This is a genomic window from Vibrio sp. SCSIO 43153 (genome assembly GCF_023716625.1).
Lineage (GTDB): Bacteria > Pseudomonadota > Gammaproteobacteria > Enterobacterales > Vibrionaceae > Vibrio > Vibrio rotiferianus.
Genome location: NZ_CP071856.1, coordinates 831759 through 844423 on the forward strand (window position 1 = coordinate 831759; position 12665 = coordinate 844423).

The 12665-nt window shown below is 46.1% G+C and carries 6 protein-coding genes; 3 read left to right on the forward strand and 3 right to left on the reverse strand.

Annotated features, from left to right (window positions below):
* Positions 1 to 4: 4 nt before the first annotated feature.
* From glgB to J4N37_RS19960, 3 genes are all read right to left on the reverse strand, one after another.
* Positions 5 to 2218 carry a 1,4-alpha-glucan branching protein GlgB gene (gene glgB, locus J4N37_RS19950; RefSeq protein ID WP_252043289.1) on the reverse strand — a complete coding sequence of 738 codons (2214 nt, stop codon included), beginning with the start codon at positions 2216 to 2218 and terminating at the stop codon, positions 5 to 7.
* A 223-nt stretch (positions 2219 to 2441) separates the two neighbouring features.
* A complete protein-coding gene (malQ, locus tag J4N37_RS19955; RefSeq protein ID WP_010450621.1) occupies positions 2442 to 4622 on the reverse strand; it encodes a 4-alpha-glucanotransferase in 2181 nt (726 codons plus the stop codon).
* 116 nt (positions 4623 to 4738) lie between these two features.
* Positions 4739 to 7192: a glycogen/starch/alpha-glucan phosphorylase gene (locus J4N37_RS19960; RefSeq protein ID WP_045390686.1), complete on the reverse strand. Its 2454-nt coding sequence runs from the start codon at positions 7190 to 7192 to the stop codon at positions 4739 to 4741.
* Positions 7193 to 7862: 670 nt separating this feature from the next.
* Here J4N37_RS19960 and malT point away from each other — a divergent pair.
* The 3 genes from malT to J4N37_RS19975 all read left to right on the forward strand — a co-directional run bounded on the left by malT (position 7863) and on the right by J4N37_RS19975 (position 12664).
* Positions 7863 to 10571 (forward strand): HTH-type transcriptional regulator MalT, encoded by a 2709-nt coding sequence (malT, locus tag J4N37_RS19965; RefSeq protein WP_252043198.1) that lies wholly within the window; start codon positions 7863 to 7865, stop codon positions 10569 to 10571.
* Between the two features lie 550 nt (positions 10572 to 11121).
* Positions 11122 to 12039 (forward strand): polyprenyl-phosphate transporter, encoded by a 918-nt coding sequence (locus J4N37_RS19970; RefSeq protein ID WP_038883245.1) that lies wholly within the window; start codon positions 11122 to 11124, stop codon positions 12037 to 12039.
* A gap of 199 nt (positions 12040 to 12238) precedes the next feature.
* On the forward strand, positions 12239 to 12664 hold the full coding sequence (locus J4N37_RS19975; RefSeq protein WP_010450614.1) for a hypothetical protein: 426 nt from the start codon (positions 12239 to 12241) through the stop codon (positions 12662 to 12664).
* Position 12665: the final 1 nt, after the last annotated feature.

The window sequence follows — 12665 nt, forward strand, 5'->3', positions numbered from 1 at the left end:
ATAGCTATTTAATCAGTTTGTAGAATATCGTCGATAGCGGTGGCAAACGTAACTCAAGAGACTGAGGTAGCGACTCGCTTTCTACTTCTTCTGTTTCTACTCGGCTTACCACTTCAAAACCGCTGCCGTTATATTTCGCATCGTCTGTGTTTAGAAGAAGCTCGTATGTACCTTCCATTGGCACACCCAAACGGAAACGCTCATGCGGCACTGGCGTGAAGTTGCTGATCACTAATACGCGTTCGCCATCTTGGCTGATACGCTCGTGCGCAAGAATGCTTGCTTCCGCCTCATCCTGTAGACGCCATTCAAAGCCAGCTGGCACACAATCTTGATCGTGCATCGCCGCTTCGTTGCGGTACAAGTGGTTCAAGTCTCGAATCAGTGCTTGCACGCCTTGGTGGCGACCAAACTCCAGCAAGAACCATTGTAGCTGGTCATCGTGGTTCCATTCTGCGGTTTGACCAAGCTCTGCACCCATGAAGTTTAGCTTCTTACCCGGTTGACCATACATGTAGCCGTAGTAAGCACGTAGGTTCGCGGTTTGTTGCCACTCATCACCTGGCATCTTGTTGTGGATCGAGCCCTTGCCGTACACAACCTCATCATGAGACAGCGACAGTACGTAGTTCTCGCTGTGTGCGTAAACAAGCGGGAACGTGATGGTATTGTGGTGGTATTTACGATGAATAGGATCTTCTTGGATGTAAGAAAGACTGTCGTGCATCCAACCCATGTTCCACTTAAAGCCGAAGCCTAAACCGCCCATAAAGGTCGGCGCGGATACACCTGGGAATGCGGTCGATTCTTCTGCAATGGTCATTGCGTTCGGGAAGTGTTTGTAGACCTCTTCGTTCATCCACTTCAGAGTTGCGATCGCATCATAGTTCTCATTGCCGCCATCCGCATTCGGGATCCATTGATCATGGCTGCGTGAGTAATCAAGGTAAAGCATCGAAGCCACTGCATCTACGCGAATGCCATCAATGTGGAATTGCTCGAACCAGTACAGCGCGTTAGACACAAGGAAACGACGCACATGTTCACGACCTAAATCGTAAATGTATGAGTTCCAATCTTGATGCCAACCACGACGCGGATCTGGATCGTGGAACAGTGGTGTGCCATCAAAGTTCGCTAAGCCATGATCATCCGATGGGAAGTGTGCAGGAACCCAATCCAGTACTACACCAAGACCCGCTTGGTGACACGCATCAACAAAGAATTTGAAATCATCAGGTGAGCCGTAACGACTCGTTGGCGCAAACAGACCTACTGGTTGGTAACCCCAAGAGCCAAAGAACGGGTGTTCAGAAACTGGCATTAGCTCAACGTGGGTGTAGCCCATGTCTACAAGGTAAGGTACTAATTCAGCGGCCAGTTCACGATAGTTTAAGAAATCACCATCTTCATTACGCTTCCAAGAACCTGCGTGCAGCTCGTAGAAAGACAGTGCTTCATCACGCTTTTGCGTCACTGCACGGTTCTGCCATTTCGCGTCTTGCCATTGGTAACGGTTGTGATCGTAAGTGATCGATGCGAAAGATGGGTATTGCTCTGAGTAGAAGCCCCAAGGATCTTGTTTGTGAGGCAGCCCTTCCCCATTCGGACCTTTGAGTTCAAATTTGTATTGTACGCCCTCTTCCAAACCAGGAATAAACAAGCCCCAGATACCGTAGTCTAGGCGTTGCATTGGATGACGACGGCCATCCCATTGGTTGAAGCTGCCCACTAAGCTAATTGCCGATGCGTGAGGTGCGTAAACCAAGAAGCGAACACCAGAGATGTTTTCACCACCACGCTCTAGGGTCACAAATTGCGAGCCCATATAGCGGTACATGTCTTTTGGTGTATGCAGGTGTTCATATTCTTGGTAAATGTTGTGGTACTGGTAAGGGTCGTCGATCAACTGTTCAACGCCATTCCAATCCACGGCAAGTTGGTAATGAGTCAGGTTTAAGTCGTGCTTTTCTTTTAAAATAAAACCACTTTCGCCTTCGCGCTCAAGTGCAACGCGGGGTTCACCAGTGACGACTAGCTCGACGTTATCCGCACCCGGCATCCACACACGTAATGACCCTTCGCCGTCATCAATGAATGGACCAAGCGACGCAAATGGATCTGAGTAAGCCGCCTGAGATAATAGTTCGTAAGCACGTTCGTGGTTTTTCTTTACCTTAGTTTTCAAATCTTTCTCCCTAGCCCCGATATTCTCCATATATTTTCGAACATCGGTTTCCACAGCCAAACGTTGTGAATTCACATAAGAGACTCTGTTATCGAATTTAACAGCGTCAAAAAGCAAAAATGCCCGCTATTTTTGCGGGCATAATAACGGTACTTCATCCTAACGGATTGTGCCGGTTCAATGAGTGACCTAGGCTTTACTTTCGTACCTCGGTACAATTAATTTAAGTAATTGCTACATCACTCATTTCACCTTATTTGCTCGCTTTCGCGCGCACTTCAGTTAGGCGCTTAGAAATACGATTTACGTCTTCACGGCTGAAGATTTCATCTAGGTTCATCGACAGTTTACGACGCCAGTTCGGGTACTCATTTACCGTACCAGGAATGTTGACCGGTTGATCCATTTCTAGCCAGTCTTCAAGTTGAACACTCAACAGTGCAGAATCACCCGCAGCCACGTGCAACTGCAACGCTTCACTTAGGTAAGTATCCATCGGCACATATTGTGCGTCATGACCAATACCTTCTGGTAGGTAACCATGCCAACGAACGCTGTCTAGGATACCTTGTTTGCACTTCAGACGGTCATCAAACAAGCCTTCTAGTTGCTCTTCGTCAGGGTATAGACCGATCTCACGACCCATCTTCAAGTCATCACAATGCCAGAAGCCACGTAGGGTTGGCATATCGTGCGTACACAGTGCTGACATAGACTGTTCAGCGTAATGCTTCGGAGAAATAAAGCCGCCGTCATCTTTTGATGTTTCGAAGAAGAACACTTTGTACGAGTGAACACCTGCGTCACGAAGGATATCCACGATTTCATCAGGCACTGTACCCAAATCTTCACCGATAACTGAACACTGATGACGATGTGACTCAAGTGCTAGGATTGCTAGCATGTCTTCAACTGGGTAGTACAGGTAAGCACCTTCAGTTGCCTTCTCACCTTTTGGAATCCACCACAGACGAAGTAGACCAAGTACGTGGTCAATACGAAGTGCACCACAGTGTTTCATGTTCGCACGTAGTAACTTGATGTACGCGTCGTAACCGGTCGCTTCCAACACTTGTGGGTTAAGCGGTGGTAGACCCCAGTTTTGACCAAGAGGGCCAAGGATATCGGGTGGAGCACCAATACTAGCGTCCAGAACTAGGTTGCCATCATCAGCCCAAGTTTCGCTGCCTGAATCCGCAACACCAACAGCCAGGTCACGGTACAGACCAACCGTCATGCCTTTTTCTTCAGCTAGCGCTTGTGCTTCTTTAATTTGATCGTCAGCGATCCACTGCAAGTACATGTACAGGTGAACACGTTCTGCGTTGTCTTTGATGTACTTCTGAGTGGCTGCAGAATCAAATGTGCGGAACTTCTCAGGGAATACCGGCCAGCCCCACACGCTTGAATCTTCAGCATGCAGTTCACCGTGTAGCGCATCGAATGCTGCTTGGTGAAGTAGGCTTTCGCCGCCAAGTTCTACAAACTCCAGGAATGCGCGCGCGCGATCAGTGTTCTTGTCTAGATGACGTGCTTTGAACTCGCTAAACAGCAGCGGTAAAACACTCATCTTGAGTTCAGACACTTCGGTGTAGTTCACCCAGTGTGAGTCACGAGCTTTTTGCAGACGTTGCTGGAACTCTGCGCTGCCAACGCGTTGCTGAGCTTCTGCACTTAACGCAAATTCAGGCACTGAACTTACGTCGATGTACATGATGTTCAACCAACGACGAGAAGACGGGCTATATGGGCTCGCACCTTCTGGGTTCGCTGGGAACAATGAATGAATTGGGTTCAAACCAATGAAGTCACCGCCACGCGATGCGATGTCGCTTACCAACTGCTTAAGGTCGCCAAAGTCACCGATACCCCAGTTGTGCTGAGTGCGCAGTGTGTAAAGCTGAATGCTTGGACCCCATAGCTTTTTGTGTTGGTTTAAATCTTCTTGTTTGAAACACGCTTTCGGTGTGATGATCAGCGACATTTCGTAAGGAGTCTTACGACGTTTACGACTGATGATCAGTTTGTGGTAACCCCATGCCAAGTTCTTTGGCAATGCAAACACTAGAGGGCCACCCTCAGCTCGTTCATCACGAACAATTTGCGACTGAAGATAGCCTTCAAGTACCTCTCCTTGTTCTGTTTCTAAACGCCAGCTAAATTCACTCTCACGAGCACTCGTGCCTAGGTTTAGTTCCACTTCGACAGGATCGCCGTCGCGTAAAACAAGAACAGGGGCTAGTACGTCTTTTTTATGTTTTCGTTCAGCAGAAGCCAATAGCTTCTCATCGCTGCTAGTATCGTAGCCAAGTGAAGTGAGCAAGCGGCGCAGAGTCTCTTCAGAAACTTTTGCTTCGTCTCCCCACGCGCTGACGTAGCTGTCAGCCAATCGCGCCATGTCTGCGACTTTCTTTAATGCTGTTTGTTCTTTCATCGCTTTCTCCGAAGGTAATACCAACACCTTCCATGTAGGGTTTTATTGTTATCAATAATTTATCTTTGAAATGACCAAAGGTAGCGCTCGGCTACCTTGGTCTTAACTGGGTTCTATTAACGTTTTACCGCTTCAAGTTTCCAGATGTTGTTCACATAGTCTCGAATCGAGCGGTCTGATGTGAACTTACCAACTAGGGCAGTGTTAAGAATTGCTTTCTTAGCCCAGCCTGCTTGGTCTTTGTATTGTTTGCCCATTTCTTCATGCGCTTTCACATAAGATGCGAAGTCAGCAAGACATAGGTATGGGTCACCGCCATCTAGTAGGCTATCGAATGTAGCGCGTAGCAGGCCTGGTTGACCTGGCGTGAACTCGTCACCTGTCAGTAGGTCTAGAGACGCTTTCAGTAGGTGGTCAGCATTGTAGTAGTCGTATGGATTGTAGCCAGCAGCTTTCGCTGCTTTTACGCCTTCAACGTCTAGACCGAAGATGTAGATGTTCTCGTCGCCCACTTCTTCACGGATTTCAACGTTCGCACCATCCATCGTACCGATAGTTAGCGCACCGTTTAGAGCCATCTTCATGTTACCAGTACCAGATGCTTCTTTACCCGCTAGCGAGATTTGTTGAGAAACGTCCGCTGCTGGGATTAGCATTTCAGCCATGCTTACACGGTAGTCAGGGATGAATACCACTTTCAGCTTGTTGCCAATGCGTGGGTCGTTGTTGATCTTATCTGCAATCTTGTTAATCGCGAAGATGATCTCTTTCGCTAGGTGGTAACCTGGCGCCGCTTTAGAGCCGAAGAAACATACGCGTGGAGTACACTCGAAGTTTGGATCGTTGATAATGCGGTGGTATAGAGACAAGATGTGTAGCAAATCAAGTTGCTGACGCTTGTACTCGTGCAGACGCTTGATCATCACATCAAAGATAGCGTTAGTATCTAGCTCGATACCCATGTTCTCTTTAACCCAATCCGCTAGGCGCTGTTTGTTTTCTTTCTTAACAGCCATGAATTCTTTTTGGAATTTCGCATCTGTTGCGTACTTGGCAATACCTTCTAGTTGCTCAAGTTTCGCTGGCCACTCAGAACCAATCTTACCAGTGATAAGGTTAGATAGACCTGGGTTACAGAACTTCAACCAACGACGAGGTGTAATACCGTTTGTCACGTTATGTAGACGAGTTGGGTACATCTCGTGGAACTCTGGGAATAGGTCTTTCTTAACTAGCTCAGAGTGAAGTGCTGCTACGCCGTTAACTGCGTAAGAACCGATTACACATAGGTTAGCCATGCGAACCATGCGGTGGAAACCTTCTTGGATGATAGAAAGCTTCGCTTGCTTCTCACCGTCACCAGGCCACATCTTACGAACTTCTTGTAGGAAGCGGTGGTTGATTTCAAAAATGATTTCCATGTGACGTGGAAGTAGACGCTGAATTAGCGACTCAGACCAAGTCTCTAAAGCTTCTGGAAGTAGTGTGTGGTTCGTGTAAGCGAACGTGTTTGCACTGATTTCCCATGCCGCTTCCCAAGTTAGACCTTTCTCGTCTACTAGGATGCGCATTAGCTCAGGGATAGCGATAGTTGGGTGCGTATCGTTAAGCTGGATAGTCTCTTGCTTAGGTAGATCCGCTAGCGAGTAACCTGCTGCTTCGTGGCGACGTAGAATATCGCGTACAGACGCTGCTGAGTGGAAGTACTGTTGCATTAGACGTAGTGTTTTACCTTTCTCGTGGTTATCGTTCGGGTAAAGCACTTTAGTGATGTTACCAGCGTCGATCAGCGCGTGCTGAGCTTCGAAGTAGTCACCATTGTTAAAGCTTTCTAGTGAGAATGGTGCGATAGCCTGACATTCCCAAAGACGTAGAGGGTAAACCGTGTCTGATTCGTAACCTACGATAGGCAGATCCCAAGGCATTGCTTTTACAGACATGCCAGGAACCCATTTACGAACTTCTTTACCGTTCTCGTTTACCACTTCAACGTGACCGTAGAAGCCGATTTCTTGCGCAAGTTCTGGACGAGCCACTTCCCATGGGTAGCCTTCTACACCACGCCATGCGTCTGGAGCTTCTTGTTGACGACCATCTTTGAACGACTGCTTAAACAGACCGTACTCGTAATGCAGGCCGTAGCCTACTGTTGGGAATTCTTGAGCGGCACATGAATCCATGAAACATGCTGCTAGACGACCAAGACCGCCGTTACCCAATGATGGGTCGCGTTCTTCTTCTAAAAGGTCCGTTAGGTTGTGACCTAGTTCAGCCATTGCTTCAGTGATCTCTTCGTAAAGACCCATGCTGATTAGGTTGTTACCAGTCAAACGACCGATAAGGAATTCTAGTGAAAGGTAGTTAACGCTTTTCGCTTTTTGGATGCGAGGGTCAGCTTCAGTAGCAAGCAAATCACAAGTAGTGAATTCAGCCAATGCACGACCCATTGCTAGGTACCATGCGCGGCTGTCTGCGTTTTCAATAGTGTGTGCGTAAGTCACTGATAGGTGTTTCTTTACGCTTTCTTGGAACGACTTCTTGTCAAATTTTTTCTGTTGAGTAGGTTTCATTAAGAAATTCTCACGTCTTGTATTAATTCATCTGCCATACATCCTGCATTTCCCCCTGTGAATAAACATCCTCCTATTTCTCCTCCTTAACGGGAGTAGGAAGTAGGGCGTAGAGAGGGGACCATTGCGAAGTTAGTGATCCAACTCTCAACACAAGGCTCATTTAACGAGTTCTTAGTGATTAGGATCACATCACATCGTTATTTAGATTACTTTTTCAAAGTGACGATATTTATTACGCCATTTTTGCTTGTTGTAAAAACTGTCTATTCGATCACACAAAAACAGCGAATAAAACCAAACTTCCTTTAATATGTGCGCAACTGTGCCTATACACGTTCACTACATTCGATTTTAAAGTGAGCCAAATCACAAATTAAGGGCGTAGTTGGTGGCAATTGCATCAACTCTTGAGAATTAGGAAGTGGATCAAAGTAAGAGACATTTCGGATGTCGTAACATCCACAACACATAGGAAAGTAGTATAAATATTAACCAACGCTGCCCGTTTACGTTCGTTTAAGAATTATTTTTCGCTAGCTCATGTACCTAAGTGATCTCTAGCCACATTTTTAGTCGTGCTGCATCCACGAGATGAATAGGCACCTTGTGGCAATAAAAAGTAAAAACGGATTGATTGCTAGATACGCATAAACAAAGGACATATAAAATGTGGATCCCTTCTAAACTTACTCGCCCAGGACGATTGCATAATGCCATTGTTCGCCCAAGAGTATTGGACCTACTACAACAAGCGCCCTTTTATAAGCTGGTTTTATTTCGTTCACCAGCAGGTTACGGAAAAACCACTATGGCTGCTCAGTGGCTATCAGATAAGCCAAATGTTGGCTGGTACAGCATAGATGACAGTGATAATGATGGTTTTCGTTTCGTCAATTACCTTTTGCAAGCGCTGAACAAAGCAACTAATCACAACTGCTCGAACTCTCAGAAACTGGCGGAGAAGCGCCAGTTTTCGTCATTGCGCTCTTTATACAGTGAAGTTTTCGCCGAAATGGCCGATTTCCAACAAGAATGCTACATCGTTTTGGATGACTATCACCTAATCACTAATGATGAAGTCCACGAGTCCATGCGATTCTTCCTCAAGCACATGCCAGATAACCTTACTGTCGTCGTAACCAGCCGCGCAAACCCTCCTTTGGGTACCGCAAACTTACGTGTTCGCGACCTGATGATCGAAATTGGCAATGAAATGCTGGCGTTCGATATCGAAGAGACCACTCGCTTCTTCAATCAACGAATCGAGGACGGGATTGATGAGGACACCGCAAATAACCTACGTACCTATGTAGAGGGGTGGCCTTCAGCACTTCAATTGATTGCCCTCCAAGCCCAGCACCAAAATCGCACGCTGGCGCAAACAGTCGAATCAGTGTCTCAGTTTAACCATGCCCACTTATGGGATTACCTCGTTGAAGAAGTATTCGACTTGCTAGATTCAGAAACGCGTCATTTCTTAATGCAAGTATCTGTCCTTGATCACTTCAACGACGGACTAGTGTTTGCCCTAACACAACGTGAAGATGCGCTGGGGATGATCGAGTCATTAAACCGTTACGGCTTATTTATCTACCCACTCGAAGGCGAGCATAATTGGTTCCGTTTCCATAACTTGTTTGCAGAATTCTTATCTCACGAACGTTTAGCTCGCATTCCTCAACAAGAAAAAGATCTTCACCGCAATGCTGCCGTCGCGTGGCTGCAACAGAAAGCGCCTCATCAAGCGATTCATCATGCTCAAAAATCGAACGACAAAGATCTCGTTGTCGAAATTCTTAACGAGTTTGGCTGGAAGATGTTTAACCAAGGTGAGCTAAGCACGCTAGAGTCAGCCATTAATCAACTAGATTGCGACCTGCTATTCAGTCACCCTAAACTCACCATGCTAAGAGCGTGGTTGGCACAAAGTCAGCACCGTTACAATCAAGTCGGTCAGCTACTAGCGGAAGCAGAAGAAGAGCACAGTAAACGCGACATTGAACTGGATATTCATTATCAAGGACAAGCCAACGCGCTACTTGCTCAAGTTGCCATTAACAGCAACCAACCAGAACATGCGCTTGAACTCGCAGAATTGGCATTAAGTCAGTTAGACCACACAGTCTATCGTAGCCGCATTGTTGCAACTTCAGTCGTGGGTGAAGTAAACCACGTGCTCGGTAAACTCGACCGTGCTTTACCTATGATGCAGCAAACAGAAAAGCTGGCGCGTCAATATCAAGTTTACCATCAAGCACTTTGGGCTATTCTGCAACAAAGCGAAATCTTAATTGCTCAAGGCTATGTTCAAGCTGCATTTGAATTGCAAGACTCAGGTTTCCGCTTGATTGAAGATCAACAACTGCAACATGTTCCTTTGCATGAGTTCTTACTTCGTATCCGAGCACAAGTGCTGTGGTGCTGGAACCGCCTAGATGAAGCCGAAGAGTGCGCTTACAAAGGCCTACAAATTCTAGAAAGCCATTCACCGAGTAAGCACTTACACAGTTACTCAATGCTGGCACGAATCGCTATTGGCCGTGGTGAACTGGATAAGGCAGGCAAGTTCATCGAGCACATGCAGCATTTGATGAAACAATCGACTTATCACGTAGATTGGATGGCAAACGCCTCGTTATCTCTGATTTTGTTCTGGCAAGCACGTGGGAACACTGAAGCAATTCAAGAATGGTTAAACTCGGCAGTGAAACCAGAGTCCGCATGCAACCATTTCTCTCAACTCCAGTGGCGAAACATCGTTCGTGCCCATATCAATTTAGGCCAGTATGATGACGCTCGACAAGCGCTTGATTTCCTACAAAGCGAAGCATCTCGAGCAAACTTGATCACAGACACTAATCGCAACTTAGTGGTTGACGCAGTTTTGGCGGCTAAGCAAAAAGATGAAGAGAAAGCAAAAACGCTACTTAAAGAAGCGTTAGTCATGACCAATCAAACAGGCATGGTGGGTAATTTCCTCATTGATGGCGCAACCATTGGTGGTCTACTTGAAAAGCTCAGCCTACGTCATGAACTAGGCGATCTAGAACGCCATCGCGCTCAGCAATTGATGAAAGACATTTCTTCAAACCAGCGCAGTCGCTCGATTCACTTTGATGAAGACTTTATTGAGAAACTGGTGAACCACCCGAACGTACCAGAGTTGGTCCGTACGAGCCCACTGACTCAACGTGAATGGCAGGTACTTGGCCTGATTTACTCAGGGTTTAGTAATGAGCAAATCGCACAAGAACTTGATGTCGCTGGCACGACTATCAAGACTCACATTCGCAACTTGTACCAAAAGCTAAATATTGCCAACCGTAAGGAAGCAATCGTGACAGCTGAGAACTTGTTGCAACTAATGGGTTACTGATTTAGCGGATTAAATAAAGCGTAAACATAAGGGTTGGCGTAATGCGTCAGCCCTTTTTTATTACTCAATAATCTTTGAAAAGTGCAAATTGCAAAGCACGTAAGAAACGTTGTACATATATACCCAAGTAACCTCAAGATAACTAGGGATACAACAGGCAAAAAAATAGCCAACCGCAATTAGTGCGATTGGCTTATATATATTGTGAACAAATTTTATTCACTAACAACGTCAGTTGGCTAGGTGACCCTCGGCTTAAGAAGGGTCGAAAAGCATTATGCATTAAGCGTGCCAACTTTTGAAGTGCTATTTTTGGGTATAAGGTCGCATATCAAATCATTTCCCCTCTCCAACAATTGCATTATGCAAAAAAAAGTTGCGAAATGAAATTGCAACATGCAACAACGCTAAAGTGATGATAATTAACTCATCAGAATTAGGCCATCTTATCTAGTTACACATCCCTACAAGAAATTGAATATGAATTCATACTTTTTTGACATCAATGTTTGTATACTCACTGCCACTTACATGACTTAGTATTTGAGAAATGAACTATTTAACTACCTTCTTTAAAGGGATAGCCATGGGTGCTGCTGATGTGGTACCAGGCGTATCAGGCGGCACCATCGCATTTATAACTGGTATTTATGACACCTTGCTCGAGAGTATCCGTCGCATTAACCCTTCTCTTTTTTCAATTTGGAGAAAAGAAGGCTTCAAAGCCGCATTTAATCACATTAATGGCTTCTTCCTAATCTCATTGTTTGCGGGCATCCTTACCAGTATTGCAACGTTGGCAAAGCTGATCACGTGGCTGCTGGAAACACACCCAATCCCAATTTGGTCATTCTTCTTCGGCCTAATCTTGGTCTCTGTATATCACATCATCCGCCAAGTAGAACAACGTGATGCGATTCGCTTTGTTGCGCTGTTGGTTGGAATTGGCTTCGCTTACTGTATCACTGTACTTAAACCACTCCACATGGAACCAACGGCGATCAACACCATTCTTGCTGGCGCTATCGCGATCTGTGCAATGATTCTACCGGGTATCTCTGGAAGCTTTATTCTGCTGTTGATCGGCATGTACACTCCCGTTTTAGGTGCGGTTAAAGGTTTCCAAATTGATATCCTTGCGCTGTTCCTTGCAGGCTGTGTTGTTGGTCTTCTGTCCTTCTCTCACCTGCTATCTTGGTTACTACGCAAGTTCCGCGATTTAACCTTGATGTTCCTAACGGGCTTGATGATCGGCACGCTACCAAAGATCTGGCCTTGGAAAGAGACGCTAACTTGGCGCACCAACTCGAAAGGCGAGCAAGTACCACTACTGCAAAATAACCTGTCACCATTTGAGTTTGAGCACATCACTTCTCAACCTTCACAACTTGTGTTGGCTGTCGTGATGATGCTGGCAGCAATCGCGCTGGTACTTGGTTTAGAGAAGTTTGCAGACTCAGACAAATAACCATAATTGCACGTCAGTAATTTTAGAAGCGGAGCCAATGGCTCCGCTTTTTTATTGGTGTGGGTTCAAGTACATATCCCCGATTCAATTCAAAACTAGGTTACTGGGTATAGTGCACAGTTTGTCGAAGTTACGAGTTTTCATATATGCCATCTGTGCTAGGATGCACTCAATGTTAAGTGATAAGTACTGAATCTTAATGAAAGTGTTACAAATCGCAGGGATAGCCGTGGCGCTGGTCGCCGGCTTTTACGCGCCTACCCTCATCAAAAATTTTTCCTCAGCACCCGAGCCTAAATCGCTCGATGAATACTGTTTCCTTTCTACCGACCCTTGCATCCAAAATGATGTTGCGATGACGCTCAGCGTCGATACTGCTCAACCTTTGATCCCAGCGAAGCTCGAAGTCGAATGGCAAGACAGCGACGCCGATCAGCTTGTATTAAGCTTGGTTGGGCGAGAAATGGAAATGGGCGAGCCAAAATTCATGCTGAAGAAAGTGGCGCCAGGTAAATTCGTGGGTGATGTGATATTGCCCGTTTGTACACACGATGCAATGACGTGGGTTGGTGAGCTTTCAGATGGCAAAGACACCATCTATCCAGCCCTAAAAATGCAAAGATAAG